The sequence below is a fragment of the Streptomyces tropicalis genome (assembly GCF_029269835.1).
Classification (GTDB): Bacteria; Actinomycetota; Actinomycetes; order Streptomycetales; family Streptomycetaceae; genus Streptomyces; species Streptomyces tropicalis.
The window spans coordinates 434,076-454,034 of record NZ_JARJBB010000002.1 but is presented as its reverse complement, the minus strand read 5'-3'; the positions used below and the strand labels follow the sequence as shown (position 1 = coordinate 454,034).

Genomic DNA, 19,959 nt, shown 5'->3' with positions numbered 1-19,959 from the left:
CAGACCGCGCCGCCACATGGCCAACCCGGTCCGGGATCCTGTGGACGACCGGGCGCGGGTCGCGGCGCGCTGTCCACAGCCGGGTGCCCGCCGTGCCCGGACCCGCCTCCCGCCGAGCAGCCGACCCCCGTCCCCGACCCCCGTCCCCGACCCCCGTCCCCCGACCCCCGTGCCCGCGACCCACGTCCCGCGTCCCCCGTCCTCGGGACCGGCGTCCGGCCGTGCCCGGGATCCACGCCTTGCCGTGCCCGGGACCCGCATCCTCGTGCCCGGGATCCACGCCCCGCCGTGCCCGGGACCCACTCCGGCGCGTGGGAGCATTACCCTCGGCCTCATGAGCGACAGGCATATCAGTCAGCACTTCGAGACCCTCGCGATCCACGCGGGCAACACCGCCGACCCTCTGACCGGCGCAGTCGTCCCGCCGATCTACCAGGTCTCGACCTACAAGCAGGACGGCGTGGGCGGTCTGCGCGGCGGCTACGAGTACAGCCGCAGCGCCAACCCGACCAGGACCGCCCTGGAGGAGAACCTCGCCGCCCTGGAGGGCGGTCGCCGGGGCCTCGCGTTCGCGTCCGGACTGGCGGCCGAGGACTGCCTGTTGCGCACGCTGCTCAGCCCCGGTGACCACGTCGTGATCCCCAACGACGCGTACGGCGGCACCTTCCGCCTCTTCGCGAAGGTCGTCTCCCGCTGGGGCGTGGAGTGGTCCGTCGCGGACACCAGCGACCCGGCCGCGGTCCGGGCCGCACTCACGCCGAAGACCAAGGTCGTGTGGGTGGAGACGCCGTCCAACCCGCTGCTCGGCATCACCGACATCGCCGCCGTCGCCCAGATCGCCCGGGACGCCGGTGCCCGGCTCGTCGTCGACAACACCTTCGCCACGCCGTACCTGCAGCAGCCGCTGTCGCTCGGTGCGGACGTCGTCGTGCACTCGCTGACCAAGTACATGGGCGGGCACTCGGACGTCGTCGGCGGCGCGCTGATCGTCAACGACGAGGCCCTGGGCGACGAACTGGCCTACCACCAGAACGCGATGGGCGCGGTCGCCGGCCCCTTCGACTCGTGGCTGGTGCTGCGCGGCACCAAGACGCTGTCGGTGCGCATGGACCGGCACAGCGAGAACGCCGTCAAGGTCGCCGACATGCTCACCCGGCACGCGCGCGTGACGAGCGTGCTCTACCCGGGTCTGCCCGACCACCCCGGGCACGAGGTCGCCGCCAAGCAGATGAAGGCGTTCGGCGGCATGGTGTCCTTCCGCGTCGAGGGCGGCGAGGAGGCGGCCGTGGAGGTCTGCAACCGCGCCCAGGTCTTCACCCTCGGCGAGTCGCTCGGCGGCGTGGAGTCGCTGATCGAGCACCCCGGGCGGATGACGCACGCCTCGGCGGCCGGTTCCGCCCTGGAGGTCCCCGGCGACCTCGTCCGCCTCTCCGTCGGCATCGAGAACGTCGACGACCTGCTGGCCGATCTGCAGCAGGCCCTCGGCTGACGCCGCTCCCGGCGCTCACCAGCCGGTGACGGGTGGAGTCGTCTGCGAGGGCGGCTCCACCCAGGGGCGGGCCGTCGCCGCCCACACCGCGAAGGCGAGCGCCGCGGCGCACAGCAGCAGCCACAGCGCCCGGCGGGCGGCCGCCCTGCGGCGCAGCATGCGGCCCCCGCGCCGCACGACCTCGCCGTACAGGTCCGGCGGCACCTGGGGCGGTGCCTGCTCCATCAGCAGCCGCACCGCCGCCTCACGCTCCGTCCGGTTCACACCCGTCTCCGTCCGCTCGGTCCGTTCGGTCCGCTCCTTCCACGGGACCGGAGGACGGCCGCCCCGCCCGCCGGGCCGTGCGCACCGCCTCCCGGCCGGTTGCGTGCCGCCCTTCCGGCCGTGCCGGTCAGGAGGAGGCGACCTCCGGGCCGCGCACCGCGGGCGCGGGCCCGCGCGGACGGTGGGTGAGGCGGGTGACCGCCCGGTCGCAGATGGCGCGGACCCGGTCCGCGGGCAGGCCGAGCAGGGCCGCGGCCTGCTCCTCGGCCACCCCCTCGTAGAGCCGGAGCACCACGACCAGCCGCTCCTGGGGCGTGAGCCCGGCGAGCGGGCCCGCCGGCTCCGGGCGCGGGCGCCCCGGCAGGCGGTGTGCGCCGCCGCGCCGGTGCCACGCCTCGCGCGCGAAGCGGGTGGCCAGGTACTGGCGGGCGCGGTCGTACGGGTCGTCGCCGCGCAGCCCGTCCCAGCACGCGTACGTGTGCGCGAGGGCGAGGAGCAGCAGGCGCCGCGCGCGCGGGTTGTCGCCCGGGTCCTCCGCGGTCAGGAGGGTGGCGGCGTGCAGGAGCCGCCCGGCCGCGCCCGCGACGAACGCCTCGCACTCCCGGGCCCGGCGAGCGCCGTGGAACGCCTGCCGTTCTCGCACCGCGCCTCCCGCCGAGGGCCCCTTTCCGGACACGGGACCGTGTCCGTGGGCCCGGTCTCATATGAGGCCAGGCCCGGGTCCCGGGTCAAGAGCCGCGCAGGGGGCGGGTCTCAGGACGCCGCGGGGGTCTCCGGGGCGGGGCCGCCGTGAGCCGACTGGCGGGCGGAGAGGGCGACGTTGAAGCGCGTCAGGAGCGCGCAGAAGGTCTCGCGCTCCTCCGGCGCCCAGTCACGGGTCAGCTCGGCCATGAGCCGGCGCCGCGAGGAGCGCACCTCCTCCAGCCGCGACAGCCCGCGCGGGGACAGCTGCAGCACCACCGCACGGCCGTCCTCGGGGTGCGAGGTGCGCTTGACCAGCCCGGTGTCGACGAGCGGGGCGACCTGCCGGGTGACCGTGGAGGAGTCGATGCCCATGCTCGCGGCGAGCGCCTTGACGCCCATGGGGCCCTCCTTGTCCAGGCGGTTCAGCAGCAGGTAGGCGGCGCGGTCCATGGAGTTGCGCACCTGCCCGACGCCGCCGAGCCGGGTCTGCTCGGCACGGCGGGCGAACACCGCCACCTCGTGCTGCAGCGTGTCGAGAAGACCGGTGTCACCGACGGTCGTCATGTCCATCGACATTTCAGGTGTTGTGGGCATGGCCGGGGGCTCACTTCAGATGAGGGCTGCTGGGTTGGGGGACAGGGTACGCGGCCGGGGGGCGGGTCGTACCGGCGCTGCACAAACCGGTCCCGGAGGTTGGTCACACCGGCGCGCGGCCGGGGTGAGCTGCGAGACTTGAGGCATGCGTGACAGCACGGCCGGATCCTTGCGCAGCGTCACCCTCGACGACGTGCGCGGGGCCCGGAAGATGCTCTCGGGTGTGGCGCGGACGACCGCGATGGAGGGCAGCCGGCACCTGTCCCGTCTGGTGGGCGCGCCGGTGCACCTCAAGTGCGAGAACCTCCAGCGGACGGGTTCGTTCAAGCTGCGCGGCGCCTACGTGCGGATCGCCTGCCTGCTGCCGGAGGAGCGCGCCGCGGGCGTGGTCGCGGCCAGCGCCGGGAACCACGCGCAGGGCGTCGCCCTCGCGTCGTCGCTGCTCGGCGTGCACGCCACCGTGTTCATGCCGAAGACGACGCCGCTGCCGAAGATCAGCGCCACCCGGGACTACGGCGCGGAGGTGCGCCTGTACGGCCAGGTGGTCGACGAGACGCTGGCGGCGGCCGAGGAGTACGCGGCCGCGACGGGCGCGGTGTTCATCCACCCCTTCGACCACCCCGACATCATCGCGGGGCAGGGCACGGTCGGGCTGGAGATCCTGGAGCAGTGCCCGGAGGTGCAAACGATCGTCGTGGGGGTCGGAGGGGGCGGCCTGATCGCGGGCATCGCGGTCGCGGTGAAGGCGCTGCGCCCGGACGTGCGGATCGTCGGCGTGCAGGCGGAGGGGTCGGCGGCCTATCCGCCCTCGCTCGCCGAGGGCCACCCGGTGGCGATCGAGCACCCGGTGACGATGGCCGACGGGATCCGGGTCGGCCGGCCCGGCGACGTGCCGTTCGCGCTGGTACGTGAGTTCGTGGACGAGGTCCGCACGGTGACCGAGGACCAGTTGTCCGCGGCGCTGCTGCTGTGCCTGGAGCGGGCCAAGCTCGTGGTGGAGCCCGCCGGGGCGAGCCCGGTGGCGGCGCTGCTGGCCGACCCGCACGCCTTCGGGGGCCCGGTCGTCGCGGTGCTCTCCGGCGGCAACGTCGACCCGGTCCTTCTCCAGCGGGTCCTGCGGCACGGCATGGCCGCCCAGGGCCGCTACCTGGCCGTCCGGCTGCGTCTGACGGACCGGCCGGGTGCTCTGGCCACGCTTCTCGGGACGTTGTCAGTGGCGGACGCTAACGTCCTCGATGTGAGTCACGTACGGACCGACCCCCGGCTCGGACTCACGGAGGCGGAGGTGGAGTTGCACCTGGAGACCAAGGGGCCGGAGCACTGCGCCGAGGTCGGCCGCGCCCTGCGCGAGGCCGGTTACACGGTCATCGGCTGAGGCCGGAGCGCTCCGCACCGCCGGGTCCGGGGACCCGCGCCTCCGGGTCGGGAAAATCCGTTGAGACACGCGATACATCGCGTTACGGTGTGTCGCGGGCCACCTTCCCCGCGGGGCGGCCGCAGGATTTTGTCACACTTCCCTGTCCATCACCCACGACGTGGAGACACACATGCCAGGCGCCATCTATGCCGAAGGTCTCGTGAAGACCTTCGGCGACGTACGGGCTCTGGACGGCGTCGACCTCGATGTCCCGGAGGGCACGGTCCTGGGACTGCTCGGGCCGAACGGCGCGGGCAAGACGACCACGGTCCGCTGTCTGACGACGCTGCTGCGGCCCGACAGCGGCAGGGCCGTCGTCGCCGGCCTCGACGTCCTCAGGCAGCCCAACGAGGTGCGGCGTTCCATCGGCCTGTCCGGCCAGTTCGCCGCGGTCGACGAGTACCTGACCGGCCGGGAGAACCTCCAGATGGTCGGACAGCTCTACCAGATGCGGGCCAGGGCGGCCAAGGTCCGCGCGGTGGAGCTGCTGGAGCAGTTCAACCTCACCGACGCCGCCGACCGGCCCGCGAAGACCTACTCCGGCGGCATGCGCCGCCGGCTCGACCTGGCGGCCGCGCTCGTCGTCTCCCCGCCGGTGATGTTCATGGACGAGCCGACCACGGGCCTGGACCCGCGCAACCGGCAGATGCTGTGGGAGGTCATCAAGGAGCTGGTCTCCGGCGGCACCACCCTGCTGCTGACCACGCAGTACCTGGAGGAGGCCGACCACCTCGCCCACGAGATAGCGGTGGTCGACCAGGGCCGCGTCATCGCCCGGGGCACCTCCGACGAGCTCAAGGCCCGCACCGGCGGCGAGCGCGTCGAGGTCGTCGTGCACGACCGCGAGCACATCCCGACCGCTTCCGAGGTGCTGCGGGGCTTCGGGAAGGGCGACACCACGGTCGAGGAGCACACCCGCCGGCTCACCGTGCCGGTCTCCGGCGGCGCCAAGCTGCTGGCCGAGGTGATCCGCGAACTGGACGCCCGGGGCATCGAGATCGACGACATCGGGCTCCGCCGCCCCACCCTCGACGACGTGTTCCTGTCCCTGACGGGCCACATGGCCGAGAGCACCGACCCTGACGGCGGACCGGGCGCAGACGCGCGGGGCCGCAAGCCGAAGACGAAGGAGGAGGCCCAGTGAGTGCCGTCACCGACCGGACGCCCACGGCGCTGCCCGGCAACGCGCTCAGCCAGTCCGTCCGCGACTCGCTGGTCGTCGCGAAGCGGAACCTGATCCGCATGTCCCGCATCCCGGAGATGGTCATCTTCGGACTGATCCAGCCGATCATGTTCGTGGTGCTGTTCTCGTACGTCTTCGGCGGCTCCATGCGCGTCGGCGGCAGCGCCGACCCCTCCGTCTACCGGAACTTCCTGATGGCCGGCATCTTCGCGCAGACCGTCACGTTCGCCACCGCCAGCTCCGGCGCGGGCATCGCCGACGACATGCACAAGGGCCTCATCGACCGCTTTCGCTCGCTGCCCATGGCGCGCGGCGCGGTGCTGACCGGGCGCACCTTCGCCGACCTGGTGCAGACGGCGCTCACGGTGCTCGTCCTCGCCGTCGTCGCCCTGCTCGTGGGCTGGCGCGTCGGGTCCAACGGCGACACCAACGCCCTGCGGGTGCTCGCCGCGTTCGGCCTGCTGCTCCTGCTCGGATACGCCTTCACCTGGATCGGCGCGCTGATCGGCCTGAGCGTGCGCACCCCGGAGGCGGCCACGTCCGGCGGTCTGATCTGGCTGTTCCCGGTCACTTTCATCTCCAACGCCTTCGTGGACACCAGCAACATGACGCCGTGGCTGCGCCACATCGCGGAGTGGAACCCCTTCAGTGCCACGGCCCAGGCATGCCGCGTCCTGTTCGCCAACCCGGGCGCGTCCACCTCGAGCGCCTGGCCGATGCAGCACCCGGTCTGGGCCTCCCTGCTCTACTCCGCCCTGATCATCGTGATCTTCCGGACCCTGGCGGTCCGCAAGTACCGGTCGGCGACGGCGTGAGCCGGGACCGCCGGCCTGTCTGACGCGGACACGACGAAGCCCCCGGCGCGCGGTCGGCGCCGGGGGCTTCGCTCCGGAAGTGCGGGATGCCTCAGCCGTTGTAGGGGACGGCCTTGAGGATCTTTACGTTGGCCTTCTTGCCGTTCGGCAGTTCGTACTCCGCGTCTTCGCCGACCTTGTGCCCCATCACGCCGGCGCCCAGCGGCGACTGCGGCGAGTAGGTCTCGATGTCGGCGCTGGCGTACTCGCGGGAGGCCAGCAGGAAGGTAAGGGTGTCGTCCTCGTCGCCGTCGAAGGCGATGGTCACGACCATGCCCGGCGCGACCGCGCCGTCGGCCGAGGCCGGGGCCTCGCCGACCTGGGCGTTCTCCAGGAGCTGGGTGAGCTGGCGGACGCGGAGCTCCTGCTTGCCCTGCTCCTCCTTGGCCGCGTGGTACCCGCCGTTCTCGCGCAGGTCGCCCTCCTCGCGCGCGGCCGCGATCTTGGCGGCGATCTCCGTGCGCGCAGGACCAGTAAGGTGCTCAAGCTCATCCTTGAGCTTGTTGTACGCCTCCTGGGTCAGCCAGGTGACGTTCTCGCTGGTCTGGGTCACAGGTGCTCCTCGTCGGTACTGGGAATACAAAGCATCGCCCTACCCAGAAGAATGTTCCCTCTTGGATGGGCGAAACCACGAGCCTAACAATTCAGCGCCGGAAGGGGGAGGACATAAGCCATCAGAATCACGTCAATGCAGGTCAGCGACCGTGCATCCGCCGTGAGCCGCGAGCGTCACCCCGCGTGGCAGCCGAGCAGCTCGGCGGTCGTGCCCCGGGCCGTCGTGCGGAGCGTGACGACCTTGTCGATCCGGGTGGCCTTCTGGTCGAAGCGGAAGTCGGCGCGGCCGACCTCGTCGCCCGTCGCCGACTGTGAACGCAGGGTGCAGTAGCCGTGGACGCCGGCGTCCTTGCGGACCTCGAGGTGGACCTGCACGGCGTTGTCGCCGGACGCCTGGAAGGTGATCACCTGTCCGCTGATCCTGCTCTCGCCGACGTAGTGGTAGGCGAAGTACCCGATCAGGGCCAGCAGGGCGGCGCCGAGGACGATCGCGGCGATCCTGAGCTTGCCGTCGGCGCGCTCGTCCGGGGAGCGGCCGTAGCGGCCCTCGGGCAGCCGGGTGCTCGCCGTGCTCATGATCGTCCTCTCGGCAGGGGCGGGACGCGGATCCCGCGAGGGGCGTCCGAAGCCGGACCCCGGAATTATTCGCCCCCCGATTCGGTCACTATAGAAGCCCCCGCGCGCCGCCCGGACGGCACCCCGGGCCGGTGTCCCGGCGGGAAGGGGACCCGTTGACTGCCCGCTCACGCCGGGCACCGACTCGACTGAGGATTGAGCCTTGACTGACCAGCTGCGACTGATGGCCGTGCACGCGCACCCCGACGACGAGTCGAGCAAGGGCGCGGCCACCATGGCGAAGTACGTGTCCGAGGGGGTGGACGTGCTGGTGGTCACCTGCACGGGCGGAGAGCGCGGCTCCATTCTCAACCCTAAGCTCCAGGGCGACGCGTACATCGAGGAGCACATCCACGAGGTGCGCAAGAAGGAGATGGACGAGGCGCGGGAGATCCTCGGCGTCAAGCAGGAGTGGCTCGGCTTCGTGGACTCCGGTCTGCCCGAGGGCGACCCGCTGCCGCCGCTGCCGGACGGCTGCTTCGCCCTCGAGGACGTCGACAAGGCGGCCGGCGAGCTGGTGCGGAGGATCCGCGCCTTCCGCCCCCAGGTGATCACCACCTACGACGAGAACGGCGGCTACCCGCACCCCGACCACATCATGACCCACAAGATCTCGATGGTGGCGTTCGAGGGTGCGGCGGACACCGAGAAGTACCCGGAGGCGGAGTTCGGCCCCGCGTACCAGCCGCAGAAGCTGTACTACAACCAGGGCTTCAACCGGCCGCGCACCGAGGCGCTGCACAAGGCGCTGCTGGGTCGCGGGCTGGAGTCCCCCTACGGCGAGTGGCTGGAGCGCTGGGACAAGTCCGGCCACCGGGACCGCACGCTCACCACGCACGTCCCCTGCGCCGACTTCTTCGAGATCCGCGACAAGGCCCTGATCGCGCACGCCACGCAGATCGACCCCGACGGCGGCTGGTTCCGGGTGCCGATGGACGTGCAGAAGGAGGTCTGGCCGACGGAGGAGTACGAGCTCGCGAAGGCCCTCGTGGACACCTCGCTCCCGGAGGACGACCTCTTTGCGGGCATCCGGCGGCCCTGAGGGACAATGCCTGACATGAGCGCAAGCGCGAGCCTCGCAATGACGCATCTCGTCCCCCTCGCCGAGATCGACGAGAACAAGGTCACCCCGGGCGTCCTCGGCTTCATCGTCTTCGCGGTGATGGCCCTGGCCGTGTGGGGCCTGATGAAGTCCATGAGCCGCCACATGGGCAAGGTGGACTTCAAGGAGGCCCCGGACCCGAAGGCGGAGTCCGGGTCCGCCCCGTCCGACCGCCGGGCCCACCAGGGCTGACCCGCCCCGGCCGACCCACCGGGCCGGGGCCGACGCATCGGGCCGGCGCGGGCCCCGACCCGGGCCGCGCCGCGCCTCGCCGGCGACCACGGTCGACCGGCCGGCCGCGTCTGCCCGCCCGGCCCTGCCCGCCCTTCGGCCGTACCGCGGCCGGACGGAAGCGGCCGGGCAGGACCGGCCGGGCGATGGCGCCGCCCGGCGGCGCCCGGCCCGGACCGGGCAGCACCCGTGCCGACCACTCCGGGTCACGGACCGAGGGCGCCCCGTGGCGGACCGGCGCCTCACGGCGCTCCCATCACCTCGCGGGCGTGCCGGTCGGGGATCATGCGCAGACGCCAGGCCTGCCAGCCGGCCTCCAGGTTCACGCCGCGCTCCAGGAGGAGCCGGTAGGCCTCCAGGTAGTCGTCGAGCTTGGCGTCGCGGGCCGGATGGTCGTCGCGGGTCAGGCGGGACAGCTCCTCCTGGGCCACGGCGGTCCCGACCTCCACCCCGCCGGGGGCCGCGTACGGCAGCAGGGTGCAGCGCAGGAAGCGTGCCCAGTCCTCGCCCCGCCGGTCGCCGTAGGAGCCGAAGAGGACCGTCGCCTCGTCGCACAGGGTCAGCGCCTGCCGGGTGCGCGTGTTGCCCGCGTCGACCACCGCCAGCTCCAGGCACGTCCAGGCCTCGCCGTGCGCGACACCGATCCGCTGGAAGTCGGCACGGGCGTCCACCAGCAACTGCCGGGCGAAGCCGGAGTTGCGCAGCGAACCCGTTTGCGCCGCACGCTGGTCGCGGGTCACCCGCGCCGAGTGGTGCCGGGCGCAGGCCAGGCCGTACACGTCGCGCATCCGGGAGAACATCGTGCGGGCCCGCTCCAGTTCGCGCACCGCCTGGTCGAGGGTGCCCGTCTCCTCCAGTGCCTGGCCGAGGTAGTACAGCGTCCACGCCTCACCCCGCGCGTCCTCGTTGTCGCGGTGCCGGGCGGCCGCCTGGCGCAGCCCGTCCACCGCCCGGGACGCCTCCCCGCCCACCAGCAGGGCCCGGGCCAGCTGGGTCAGCGCCCACGCCTCGCCGCGGGCGTCGCGGGTGCGTCCGTAGCGGTCCAGGGCCTCGCGCAGGTCGGCGTCCGCGCGCGCCACGTCGCCGCGCCGCAGCGCCAGCTGGCCCAGATGGAAGTGGGCCCACGCCTCGCCGTGCACCGAGCCGCCCTCCCCGTGCAGCACCAGCGAGCGGGCCAGCAGGTCCCCGGCCTCTGCGAGCCGGCCCCGGTCCCGCTCCACCGCGGCCAGCGCGTGCATCGTCCAGGCGCGGTCGGTCGCCAGCTCCGGCGGCGCCTGGAGGTCCAGGGCCTCCCGGAGCCGGGCCGCCGCCTCGGTCAGGTTGCCCTGGTGGTGCAGCGTGATGCCGAGGGAGTTCAGGGCGCGCGCCGCACCCGCGTCGTGGTGCGCCTGCAGATACAGGTCCACCACGGAGGTCAGGGTGCTGCGCGCCTTGTCCAGCTCGCCGAGCTGCCGGGCCGCGATGCCGGTGCGCCACTGCACGGAGCGGACCAGCAGCCCCTGGTCGACGGCCTGGGTCAGCTCGCTGATCTCACCCAGCCGGTACAGGTCGCCGCGCAGCAGGCAGTAGTCGCACAGGGCACCGAGCAGGTTCAGCACGGCGCCCTGGTCCACGCCCTCGGTGTGCCGCAGGGCCGCGGTGATGAAGCTCGACTCGTCGTCCAGCCAGCGCAGCGCCTCGTCGAGGGAGGTGAACCCGTGCGGGCTGAAACGGTCGGAACGGGTCGACATGTTGCCGTCGACCAGGCGCAGCACGGAGTCGGCGAGTTCGGCGTAGTTCACGATCAGACGCTCCTGCGCCGCGGTCCGCTCGGCGGGGTCCTCCTCGTCGAGCAGCCGCGCCTGGGCGAAGGCGCGCACCAGGTCGTGCAGGCGGTAGCGGTTGCCGCGGACGTGGTCGACCAGGCCCGCCCGGGCAAGGGCGACCAGGTGACGCGTCGCCTCGGCCTCGTCGGCCGCCAGCAGGGACGCCGCCGCGGCGGCGCCGAGGGAGGCGCGCCCGGCCAGCGCGAGCCGGCGCAGCAGGCGCCGGGCCTGTTCCGGCTGGTCGGTGTAGCGCAGCCACAGCGCCCGCTCGACCGGCTCCACCGGCCCGTACGCCGCGAGGTCCGTGGCCAGGGCGCGGGGCGAGCGCGCGCCCAGCGAGGAGCCCGCGACACGCAGCGCCAGCGGCAACCCGCCGCACAACTGCCTGATCCGGTCGGCGGATTCTGCGTCGTACGGTCCCGGATCGTCCTGGGCGGCGCCGTTCAGGAGCTCCTCCGCGCCCGCCGCGTCCAGCGCCTCGACCGGCATCCGGTGGACCCACGCCGGCAGGTCCGCGGGCAGGTCGAGCGGGGTGCGCGCGGTGACCAGGACGAGGCTGTCGGAGCGCTCCGGGACCAGGGCGCGCACCTGCTCGGGGTCCGCGGCGTCGTCGAGCACGATCGTCACCGGAAGCTGTGCGAGATGCTGGTGGTACAGCTCGCTCAGCCGTTTGACCTGCTGGTCGGGGGAGGAGCGCTCGCGGAACAGCAGTTGCTCGCGGGGCGCGCCGAGCCGGTTCAGCAGGTGCAGCAGCGCGTCCCGGACGGGCAGCGGCGGCTCGCCGGAGCCGCCGCCGCGCAGGTCGACGACGACCGCCCCGCGGAACTGGTCCCGCAGCTCGTGCGCCGCGCGGACGGCGAGCGCGGTGCGCCCGGAACCGGGCTCTCCGTGCAGCACCACGACCGTCGGCCGGGTCTGCGTGCTCGCACGGGCCGCCTGCACCCACTGCCCGATCTGCGCGGTCTCCGTCCGTCGGCCCGCGAACGCGGCGGCCGCCTCGGGAAGTTGGCCGAACGACTGCTCCAGGACGCTGCGCCTGCGGGCCGCCGCGCTCTTGTCGGTGCCGCGCAGCCGCGGCGCGGCCTTCTTCGGAGTGGTGGAGGCCGTCAGCACGCGCTGCTGGTCGAGGAAGGGGCGGATCCCGCGCACCTCCAGAGCGGTCAGCCACTGCAACCGCAACTGCTCGGGTCCGCCGGGCTGGCCGGCCGCGCCCGCCCGGTGGTGGGCGGCGGGGACATGGGCCGCGGTCACCTTCAGCACGGTGGCCGCCGCGCCGACGACCCCGGCGGTGACGCCCGCGCCGACGGCGGCACCCGCGCCGGTGCCCAGCACCAGGTCGGCGACGGCGGCACCCAGCGCGGCAACGGCCGCCACCAGCAGAGGTGTTCCCGCCCCCTCGCGGGCCCAGCGCTGCCCGAAGGTGAGCTGCCCGGCCTGCGCCTCGTCCAGGGCGCGGGTGTAGGCGGCGTACTCCTCGGCGGCCGGTTCCGCCAGCGTGTCGAGCGTGCCGCGCGCCCGCGACAGCAGGACGGCACCGTCCACCCGGCCGCCGGACCGGCGGACCTCCTCCTCCACGGCCCGCGTCAGCAGCCGCTCCGCCTCCGCCCGATGGCTGTCCCGCATGTCCCGTCCCCCTCCGGCGGCAACTCCCATGCCTGTCAGTGTCCTTCGCGACACGCACGAGCGCGAGAGGGCGACGATCATTGGCCGGGCCGCCCGGACGCGGCCCGCCCCTGCCGTCTCGCGGCCGGCGGTCACGCCCGCGTCACTCCGGCTGTGCCCGGCCTGTGCGGGCCCGGAGCCCGCCCACCTTGTTCACCAACAGGACGTACACGCCCCCCAGGACGAAGGTGACGACGTACGGGGCCCCCTCCGCGCCGCTGAGTGCCTTGTTCGCTCCGATCAGCACGGCGAGCCGGGCGAGCGTGGCAATGGTCCTGGCCGTCATCGTCGTGCTCCCACGGGTCGTGAGCAGGGTGCCCGCAGCCGGGACGGCGAGGACCTCGGCCCCGCCGACGTGCCACGGCCGCCGCGATGGTTCGGACCGGGGGCGGCGCCGCCCGGTCACGAAACGACCCTACGCACGCGGTCCATCCCGCCAGAAGCGACTTGAGGACCATCTGAGCCTGGCCGTCCGGGGCGCCACCCGGTCGGGCCGAGAAGGCGGCGGGTCGCTCCCCGGCATTCCGCCGAATCGTCGGCGCACCCGGCGGTGGGGGAGAAGGCGACCGGACGCGGCGACTCTGCTGTGCGGCGGACTGTCGTCGGCGCTCATGCACCGGATCGCGCAGGCGGCGCGGAGCGCGTGTGGGTCGGCGGCCCCCTCATCCCTCCGACCCGTTCGCGTGCTGCCCCCGTGGCGCATGGGCGGGCGGGAGACGGGTGCGTAAGGATGGGGGTATGCCCAACCGACTCGCGCAGGCCGCGTCCCCTTACCTCCTTCAGCACGCGGACAACCCCGTCGACTGGTGGCCGTGGGGGACCGACGCCTTCGAGGAAGCGCGGCGGCGCGATGTCCCCGTGTTCCTGAGCGTCGGCTACAGCGCCTGTCACTGGTGTCACGTCATGGCGCACGAGTCCTTCGAGGACGACGGCACCGCTGCGTACCTGAACGAGCACTTCGTGTCCGTCAAGGTGGACCGCGAGGAGCGGCCCGACGTCGACGCCGTCTACATGGAGGCGGTGCAGGCGGCGACCGGGCAGGGCGGGTGGCCCATGTCCGTGTTCATGACGCCGGACGGGGAGCCCTTCTACTTCGGCACCTACTTCCCGCCCGAGCCCCGGCACGGCATGCCCTCCTTCCGGCAGGTCCTGGAGGGTGTCCGGCAGGCGTGGTCCACCCGCCGGGACGAGGTGACGGAGGTCGCCGGGAAGATCGTGCGCGACCTCGCCGAGCGGGAGATCACCCTGGGCGGCGCACACGCCCCCGGCGAACCGGAACTCGCGCAGGCCCTCCTCGGTCTCACCCGCGAGTACGACGAGCAGCGCGGCGGCTTCGGCGGGGCGCCCAAGTTCCCGCCGTCGATGGTCCTGGAGTTCCTGCTGCGCCACCACGCCCGCACCGGTTCCGAGGGCGCCCTGCAGATGGCGCGTGACACCTGCGAGCGGATGGCGCGCGGAGGGCTCTACGATCAGCTGGGCGGCGGCTTCGCCCGCTACTCCGTCGACCGCGACTGGGCGATTCCGCACTTCGAGAAGATGCTCTATGACAACGCACTGCTGTGCCGCGTCTACGCCCACCTGTGGCGTTCCACCGGGTCGGAGTTCGCCCGCCGGGTGGCGCTGGAGACCGCCGACTTCATGGTGCGCGAACTGCGTACGGCCGAAGGCGGGTTCGCCTCCGCGTTGGACGCCGACAGCGACGACGGCAGCGGGCGGCACGTCGAGGGTGCCTACTACGTCTGGTCGCCGGGGCAGTTGCGCGAGGTGCTCGGGGAGGAGGACGCCGAGCCGGCCGCGCGGTACTTCGGGGTGACCGAGGAGGGCACCTTCGAGCAGGGTGCCTCCGTGCTGCAACTTCCCCAGCAGGACACCGTGTTCGACGCCGAGTGGGTTGCGTCGGTCCGGCGCCGGCTGCTGTCCGCGCGGGACGGGCGCCCCGCTCCCGGCCGTGACGACAAGGTGGTCGCGGCCTGGAACGGGCTCGCCGTCGCGGCCCTCGCCGAGACCGGCGCCTACTTCGACCGGCCCGACCTGGTGGAGGCCGCGGTCGGCGCCGCCGACCTCCTGGTCCGCGTCCACCTGGACGAGCACGCCCGGCTGTTCCGGACCAGCAGGGACGGCCGCGCCGGCGCCAACGCGGGCGTGCTGGAGGACTACGCCGACGTCGCCGAGGGCTTCCTCACCCTGGCCTCCGTCACCGGCGAGGGCGTCTGGCTCGACTTCGCCGGCCTGCTCCTCGACCACGTCCTCACCCGGTTCACCGACGGCGCCGGAGCCCTCTACGACACCGCCGCCGACGCCGAGCCGTTGATCCGCCGGCCCCAGGACCCCACCGACAACGCCACCCCCTCCGGCTGGACCGCCGCCGCGGGCGCCCTGCTCGGGTACGCGGCGCACACCGGGTCCGAGGCCCACCGCACCGCCGCGGAGCGGGCGTTGGGCGTCGTCACCGGGCTCGGCCCGCGCGTCCCGCGGTTCGTGGGCTGGGGGCTGTCCGTCGCCGAGGCGCTGCTGGACGGGCCGCGGGAGGTCGCGGTCGTCGGCGCCGCCGTGGACGACCCGCAGGCGCGGACCCTGCACCGTACGGCGCTGCTGGGCACCGCACCCGGTGCGGTCGTCGCCTACGGCGCGCCGGACGGAGAGGAGTTCCCCCTGCTGGCCGGCCGCTCCCTCCAGGACGGCGCGCCGACGGCGTACGTGTGCCGGAACTTCACCTGCGACGCCCCGACGACCGACCCGGACCGCCTCCGCACGGCCCTGGACGGCTGACACCGCACCGAGGCCGTCGGCCTGCGAGGCACCGGTCCGCGAGGCATCCGTCCGAGAGCCGTCGGTCCGCGAGGCGGCTGCCCAGCCCGGGCGGGCCGGGCAGCCGCCTGGGGCCGGACCCCGGGCAGCCCGGTCTCCGCCGCCCGCACCGAACGTGACCGCCCGCATCCCGTCGTGACCGCCCGCACCCGCACCCGCATCGGTCGCACCCGCCCGCACCCAACCGTGACCGCCCGCACCCGCCCGCCCGACCGCGTCCGACGGTCGTCCTCGTCCTCGCCCTCGGCGCCGGCCCGACCGGCTTCGCCGGCCGGTCGAGCGGGCCTGTGTCACCCGCGCTCGGCGGACTCCGACAGCGCGCGCGTCACGATCGCCTCCAGGCGGTCGTGGTGGGCGCCCTTCCAGTAGGCGCGGCCGCAGTCCCGGCACTGGGCGAAGACGTCGTAGCTGCGGTGGGTGCCGCCCTCCAGGCGGTCCGCGACCTGGTCCTTGGCGGCCGGGGCGAGCAGGCCGTTGCAGGCGGTGCAGCGGGTCCACGGGCGCAGCTCGGGGCGGAAGCGGTCCAGGACGTCGCGGAGCTGGTCCTCGGGGCTGGTGCTGTAGACGTACGCGCCCGCCCACAGCTCGCGGCGGCGCAGCAGGCCCCGGTCGCGGCTGAGCAGGACCCGCCGCTCCGTCGCGGACCGGGTGGCGAGTGCGGGGTCGCCGATGTCCTCGGACTCGTAGGCCGCGTCGACGCCGAGCAGCCGCAGGCGGCGGGCGAGGGTGCCGAGGTGCACGTCGAGCAGGAAGCGCAGGGGTGCGCCCGGGACCCGCTGGGGCCGTTCGACGTCCCGGACGAGGACCGTCTCGCCCGCGGTCGGGATGTGCGACGCCGGCACCTCGCGGTCGTCCACGACCAGCGCGCCGACCTCCGTCAGCGGGACGCCGAGGGACTCCACGACGTGGCCGAGCGTCGAGGCGCCGTCGGTGGCGACCGGGGTGGCGCCGCCGCGCCGGGAGTGGGCGACGAAGAGTCGCAGGCCGGGGGCGAACCCGACGTGGATCTCGGGACCGTTCACCCGGTCAGGATGGCACGTCCGGAGGCTCCGGCCTCAGGGATTTCCCGGGGGGAGTCCCTGGTCGAGGACGGTGAGTGCGCGGTCGACCAGCTCGGCGAGGTCCTCCCGGTGGCCGGTCTCGGCCCAGTACAGGGAGGTCTCCATCAGGGCGCCGGCCAGTGACATGGCCAGGACCCGCACCTCCAGGCCGTGCGGGTCGCGGCCGGTGCGCTCGGCGATGGCGGTGCAGAGCGTGCGGCCGGTGCCCGACATGCTCTCGGTCATCCGGGAGCGCACGGCCGGTACCTCGACCATCAGCCGGGCGCGCAGCCGCGCCACCTCGGGGTCGTCGCCGGCGCCCAGGGCGATGGCCCTGCGCAGCACGTGCCGGAGGGAGTCGGTCCAGGGTTCGTCCGCGGGCCGGGCGCGCAGCTCCGCCAGGAGGACCGGGTCGTGGTCGTCGGTGAGGACGATGTCCTCCTTGGCCGGGAAGTACCGCAGGACGGTCGACGGCGAGACCTCGGCCCGCTCGGCTATCTGTTCGATCGTCGTGGCGTCGTACCCCTGCTGCCGTACGAGCGCCCAGGTCGCCGCGCGGATCGCGTCCCGGGTCCTGATCTTCTTGCGCTCGCGCAGGCCCAGCGGGGGGCGCCCGGCGGCGGGCGCGGGGGCGCCGTCCTGTCCGGGCGGGGTCGGGGGCCTGGGGGAGCGTGCGGCCTTCATGGGGTCATTCTCCGCCATGGGGCCCGCCGCGGACCCTCGGCCTGAGGCCGTCACGCCTGGTCGCGGGCGCGCGCAGGCCCATGACGGCGGCCACGGCGGGGAGCCGTGGCCGGGGGAGGTGCACAACGGGGAGTGAGCGCGGGGTCACGCGTGCTGGTACGCCACCAGGGAGATGCCGACGTAGTGGACGACGAAGGCGGCCAGGGTGAAGGAGTGGAACACCTCGTGGAAGCCGAACCAGCGCGGTGAGGGGTTGGGCCGCTTGATGCCGTAGACCACGCCGCCCGCGCTGTAGAGCAGCCCGCCGACGATCACCAGGACCAGGACCGCGATGCCCCCGGTGCGCAGGAAGTCCGGCAGGAAGAAGACGGCCGCCCAGCCCATCGCTATGTAGCACGGGGTGTAGAGCCAGCGGGGGGCGCCGACCCAGAAGACCCGGAAGACGATGCCCGCGGCGGCCGCGGCCCAGATGCCCCACAGCAGCCACTGCCCCTTGGCGCCGGGCAGGAGCAGCATGGTCAGGGGGGTGTAGGTGCCGGCGATGATCAGGAAGATGTTCGCGTGGTCCAGGCGGCGGAGCACCCCGTCCATGCGAGGGCCCCAGTCGCCGCGGTGGTAGAGCGCGCTCACGCCGAAGAGCAGGCAGGCGGTGAGGACGTAGATCCCGCAGGCGACACGCCCCCGGGTGGAGTCGGCCAGGGCCGTGAGCACCAGGCCTGCGACGAGTACGGCCGGGAACATGCCGAGGTGCAGCCAGCCGCGGAGCTTCGGCTTGGCCGGGAGCGGCAGGGCGAGCGCGGCCGGACCCCGGCCGGCGGCCGGCGGTTCCAGAGGCGCGTCGGAGGCGGACGCAGTCATGCGCGCATGGTACCTACGGCACCGTAAGTCACGTGTCAGCACGGCACCGTGACCGCCGTAACGCAAAAAGACTTCCAGCCGAACCCAACGTGGACGCAAAGAATCGCGGTAACCGTGGCGTTCCTCACGTTGCTCACCTGTGAGGCCCTCTGGACAGATGCGCGCGAAGGTCGGATGATCAAATGAGTGTGGTCGGTACCGGATGAGCGGCTACGAAGCGTCCGGGCCGCAGCCCCCACGGGGCGACAAGACAAGAACCCCTCATTTAGGAGCAATCGTGGCGCGCGACATCGCGGCTCCCTCCGGCATCCCCACCCAGCACAAGGAACTGATCTCGTGGGTCAACGAGATCGCCGAACTGACCCAGCCGGACAACGTGGTCTGGTGTGACGGATCCGAGGCCGAGTACGAGCGACTGTGCGAGGAGCTCGTCGCCCAGGGCACCTTCCGCAAGCTCGACCCGATCAAGCGCCCGAACTCCTACTACGCGGCCTCCGACCCGACCGACGTCGCGCGCGTCGAGGACCGCACCTTCATCTGTTCCGAGAAGGAGGCCGACGCCGGCCCCACCAACCACTGGAAGGCGCCCGCCGAGATGCGGGAGGTCTTCCAGGGCTCGGGTGGCACGGGCGGGATCTTCCGCGGCTCGATGAAGGGCCGGACGATGTACGTCGTCCCCTTCTGCATGGGCCCCCTGGGCTCCCCGCTGTCCGCGCCCGGCGTGGAGATCACCGACTCCGCCTACGTCGCCGTGTCGATGCGCACGATGACGCGCATGGGGCAGGCCGTGCTGGACGAGCTCGGCGAGGACGGCTTCTTCGTCAAGGCCGTCCACACCGTGGGCGCCCCGCTGGAGGCCGGCCAGGCGGACGTGCCGTGGCCGTGCAACTCCACCAAGTACATCTCGCACTTCCCGGAGAGCCGCGAGATCTGGTCCTACGGGTCCGGCTACGGCGGCAACGCCCTGCTCGGCAAGAAGTGCTACGCGCTGCGCATCGCCTCCGTCATGGCGCGCGACGAGGGCTGGCTCGCCGAGCACATGCTGATCCTCAAGCTGACCCCGCCGCAGGGCGAGTCGAAGTACGTCGCCGCGGCCTTCCCGAGCGCCTGCGGCAAGACGAACCTCGCCATGCTGGAGCCGACGATCTCCGGCTGGACCGTGGAGACCATCGGCGACGACATCGCCTGGATGCGGTTCGGCGAGGACGGCCGTCTGTACGCGATCAACCCCGAGGCGGGCTTCTTCGGCGTCGCGCCCGGCACCGGTGAGCACACCAACGCCAACGCGATGAAGACCCTGTGGGGCAACTCCGTCTTCACCAACGTCGCGCTCACCGACGACAACGACGTCTGGTGGGAGGGCATGACGGAGGAGATCCCGGCCCACCTCACCGACTGGAAGGGCAACTCCTGGACCCCGGAGTCCGGTACGCCCGCCGCGCACCCCAACGCCCGCTTCACCACGCCCGCCTCGCAGTGCCCGATCATCGCGCCCGAGTGGGAGGACCCCCGGGGCGTGCCGATCTCGGCGATCCTCTTCGGCGGCCGCCGCGCCAGCGCCGTGCCGCTGGTGACCGAGTCCTTCGACTGGAACCACGGCGTCTTCCTCGGTGCGAACGTCGCCTCCGAGAAGACCGCCGCCGCCGAGGGCAAGGTCGGCGAGCTGCGCCGCGACCCGTTCGCCATGCTGCCCTTCTGCGGCTACAACATGGGCGACTACATGGGCCACTGGGTCGACGTCGCCAAGGGCAAGGACCAGGCCAAGCTGCCGAAGATCTACTACGTCAACTGGTTCCGCAAGAACGACGAGGGCTCGTTCGTCTGGCCCGGTTTCGGTGAGAACAGCCGCGTCCTGAAGTGGATCGTGGAGCGCCTCGACGGCCGGGCCGAGGGCGTGCGGACCCCGATCGGCGTGCTGCCCACGAAGGCCGCCCTGGACACCGACGGGCTGGACCTGTCCGAGTCCGACCTCGACTTCCTGCTCACCGTCGACAAGGACGTGTGGCGCGAGGAGGCGGCTCTCGTCCCCGAGCACCTCAACACCTTCGGCGACCACACGCCCAAGGAGCTGTGGGACGAGTACCGCGCGCTGGTCGAGCGCCTGGGCTGATCCC

General features: G+C 73.2%; 18 protein-coding genes. 8 read left to right on the top strand and 10 right to left on the bottom strand.

All coding sequences use genetic code 11. The annotated features are described in order from the left end of the window. Positions 1-334 precede the first annotated feature (334 nt). Positions 335-1,489, top strand: a complete 1,155-nt coding sequence (locus P3H78_RS06000) for a cystathionine gamma-synthase (RefSeq protein WP_276107722.1) — start codon at positions 335-337, stop codon at positions 1,487-1,489. Positions 1,490-1,504: 15 nt separating this feature from the next. Here P3H78_RS06000 and P3H78_RS05995 read toward each other — a convergent pair whose 3' ends face one another. From P3H78_RS05995 to P3H78_RS05985, 3 genes are all read right to left on the bottom strand, one after another. Then, a complete protein-coding gene (locus P3H78_RS05995) occupies positions 1,505-1,753 on the bottom strand; it encodes a hypothetical protein (RefSeq protein WP_276107721.1) in 249 nt (82 codons plus the stop codon). Between the two features lie 127 nt (positions 1,754-1,880). Then, positions 1,881-2,396 carry a sigma factor-like helix-turn-helix DNA-binding protein gene (locus P3H78_RS05990; RefSeq protein WP_276107720.1) on the bottom strand — a complete coding sequence of 172 codons (516 nt, stop codon included), beginning with the start codon at positions 2,394-2,396 and terminating at the stop codon, positions 1,881-1,883. A gap of 110 nt (positions 2,397-2,506) precedes the next feature. After that, positions 2,507-3,013, bottom strand: coding sequence for a MarR family winged helix-turn-helix transcriptional regulator (locus P3H78_RS05985; protein WP_276107857.1), 507 nt, complete (start codon positions 3,011-3,013; stop codon positions 2,507-2,509). Between the two features lie 163 nt (positions 3,014-3,176). Here P3H78_RS05985 and ilvA point away from each other — a divergent pair, with 163 nt between their 5' ends. The 3 genes from ilvA to P3H78_RS05970 all read left to right on the top strand — a co-directional run bounded on the left by ilvA (position 3,177) and on the right by P3H78_RS05970 (position 6,446). After that, positions 3,177-4,406: a threonine ammonia-lyase gene (gene ilvA, locus P3H78_RS05980; RefSeq protein WP_276107719.1), complete on the top strand. Its 1,230-nt coding sequence runs from the start codon at positions 3,177-3,179 to the stop codon at positions 4,404-4,406. 172 nt (positions 4,407-4,578) lie between these two features. Continuing rightward, a complete protein-coding gene (locus tag P3H78_RS05975; RefSeq protein ID WP_276107718.1) occupies positions 4,579-5,592 on the top strand; it encodes an ATP-binding cassette domain-containing protein in 1,014 nt (337 codons plus the stop codon). Further along, positions 5,589-6,446: an ABC transporter permease gene (locus P3H78_RS05970; RefSeq protein WP_276107717.1), complete on the top strand. Its 858-nt coding sequence runs from the start codon at positions 5,589-5,591 to the stop codon at positions 6,444-6,446. The genes P3H78_RS05975 and P3H78_RS05970 overlap by 4 nt, the downstream gene beginning before the upstream one ends. A gap of 91 nt (positions 6,447-6,537) precedes the next feature. Here the strand turns inward: P3H78_RS05970 and greA are convergent, their stop codons facing one another. Both greA and P3H78_RS05960 read right to left on the bottom strand, forming a co-directional pair. After that, positions 6,538-7,038 carry a transcription elongation factor GreA gene (gene greA / locus P3H78_RS05965; RefSeq protein ID WP_276107716.1) on the bottom strand — a complete coding sequence of 167 codons (501 nt, stop codon included), beginning with the start codon at positions 7,036-7,038 and terminating at the stop codon, positions 6,538-6,540. Positions 7,039-7,214: 176 nt separating this feature from the next. Further along, positions 7,215-7,616 carry a DUF4307 domain-containing protein gene (locus P3H78_RS05960; RefSeq protein WP_276107715.1) on the bottom strand — a complete coding sequence of 134 codons (402 nt, stop codon included), beginning with the start codon at positions 7,614-7,616 and terminating at the stop codon, positions 7,215-7,217. 202 nt (positions 7,617-7,818) lie between these two features. Between P3H78_RS05960 and mca the strand changes: the two genes are divergently transcribed. Next, positions 7,819-8,697 carry a mycothiol conjugate amidase Mca gene (gene mca, locus P3H78_RS05955; RefSeq protein WP_276107714.1) on the top strand — a complete coding sequence of 293 codons (879 nt, stop codon included), beginning with the start codon at positions 7,819-7,821 and terminating at the stop codon, positions 8,695-8,697. A gap of 6 nt (positions 8,698-8,703) precedes the next feature. Continuing rightward, positions 8,704-8,949: a hypothetical protein gene (locus P3H78_RS05950; protein WP_276107713.1), complete on the top strand. Its 246-nt coding sequence runs from the start codon at positions 8,704-8,706 to the stop codon at positions 8,947-8,949. Between the two features lie 281 nt (positions 8,950-9,230). On the opposite strand, the gene P3H78_RS05945 is transcribed toward P3H78_RS05950, so the two are convergent. Both P3H78_RS05945 and P3H78_RS05940 read right to left on the bottom strand, forming a co-directional pair. Next, complete coding sequence (locus P3H78_RS05945; protein WP_276107712.1) at positions 9,231-12,416, bottom strand: tetratricopeptide repeat protein; 3,186 nt, start codon at positions 12,414-12,416, stop codon at positions 9,231-9,233. 142 nt (positions 12,417-12,558) lie between these two features. Further along, positions 12,559-12,741 carry a hypothetical protein gene (locus tag P3H78_RS05940; protein WP_276107711.1) on the bottom strand — a complete coding sequence of 61 codons (183 nt, stop codon included), beginning with the start codon at positions 12,739-12,741 and terminating at the stop codon, positions 12,559-12,561. Between the two features lie 452 nt (positions 12,742-13,193). Between P3H78_RS05940 and P3H78_RS05935 the strand changes: the two genes are divergently transcribed. Next, positions 13,194-15,224, top strand: coding sequence for a thioredoxin domain-containing protein (locus P3H78_RS05935; RefSeq protein ID WP_276107710.1), 2,031 nt, complete (start codon positions 13,194-13,196; stop codon positions 15,222-15,224). Between the two features lie 329 nt (positions 15,225-15,553). On the opposite strand, the gene P3H78_RS05930 is transcribed toward P3H78_RS05935, so the two are convergent. The 3 genes from P3H78_RS05930 to trhA all read right to left on the bottom strand — a co-directional run bounded on the left by P3H78_RS05930 (position 15,554) and on the right by trhA (position 17,845). Further along, positions 15,554-16,285 (bottom strand): Mut7-C RNAse domain-containing protein, encoded by a 732-nt coding sequence (locus P3H78_RS05930; RefSeq protein WP_276107709.1) that lies wholly within the window; start codon positions 16,283-16,285, stop codon positions 15,554-15,556. A gap of 33 nt (positions 16,286-16,318) precedes the next feature. Continuing rightward, positions 16,319-16,987: a TetR/AcrR family transcriptional regulator gene (locus P3H78_RS05925; RefSeq protein WP_276107708.1), complete on the bottom strand. Its 669-nt coding sequence runs from the start codon at positions 16,985-16,987 to the stop codon at positions 16,319-16,321. 144 nt (positions 16,988-17,131) lie between these two features. Continuing rightward, the gene (gene trhA / locus P3H78_RS05920) at positions 17,132-17,845 is read right to left on the bottom strand and encodes a PAQR family membrane homeostasis protein TrhA (protein ID WP_276107707.1); all 714 of its coding nucleotides are present in this window, start codon (positions 17,843-17,845) and stop codon (positions 17,132-17,134) included. A gap of 277 nt (positions 17,846-18,122) precedes the next feature. On the opposite strand from trhA, the gene P3H78_RS05915 reads away from it, so the two are divergent. Beyond that, on the top strand, positions 18,123-19,955 hold the full coding sequence (locus P3H78_RS05915) for a phosphoenolpyruvate carboxykinase (GTP) (protein WP_276107706.1): 1,833 nt from the start codon (positions 18,123-18,125) through the stop codon (positions 19,953-19,955). Positions 19,956-19,959 lie beyond the last annotated feature (4 nt).

Bases quoted from the DNA above. Each gene is read 5' to 3' on its own strand.
- P3H78_RS06000 (WP_276107722.1), top strand. From the start codon at position 335: ATGAGCGACAGGCATATCAGTCAGCACTTCGAGACCCTCGCGATCCAC.
- P3H78_RS05985 (WP_276107857.1), bottom strand. From the start codon at position 3,013: ATGTCGATGGACATGACGACCGTCGGTGACACCGGTCTTCTCGACACG.
- ilvA (WP_276107719.1), top strand. From the start codon at position 3,177: ATGCGTGACAGCACGGCCGGATCCTTGCGCAGCGTCACCCTCGACGAC.
- P3H78_RS05975 (WP_276107718.1), top strand. From the start codon at position 4,579: ATGCCAGGCGCCATCTATGCCGAAGGTCTCGTGAAGACCTTCGGCGAC.
- P3H78_RS05960 (WP_276107715.1), bottom strand. From the start codon at position 7,616: ATGAGCACGGCGAGCACCCGGCTGCCCGAGGGCCGCTACGGCCGCTCC.
- P3H78_RS05950 (WP_276107713.1), top strand. From the start codon at position 8,704: ATGCCTGACATGAGCGCAAGCGCGAGCCTCGCAATGACGCATCTCGTC.
- P3H78_RS05945 (WP_276107712.1), bottom strand. From the start codon at position 12,416: ATGCGGGACAGCCATCGGGCGGAGGCGGAGCGGCTGCTGACGCGGGCC.
- P3H78_RS05940 (WP_276107711.1), bottom strand. From the start codon at position 12,741: ATGACGGCCAGGACCATTGCCACGCTCGCCCGGCTCGCCGTGCTGATC.
- P3H78_RS05935 (WP_276107710.1), top strand. From the start codon at position 13,194: ATGCCCAACCGACTCGCGCAGGCCGCGTCCCCTTACCTCCTTCAGCAC.
- P3H78_RS05925 (WP_276107708.1), bottom strand. From the start codon at position 16,987: ATGAAGGCCGCACGCTCCCCCAGGCCCCCGACCCCGCCCGGACAGGAC.
- trhA (WP_276107707.1), bottom strand. From the start codon at position 17,845: ATGACTGCGTCCGCCTCCGACGCGCCTCTGGAACCGCCGGCCGCCGGC.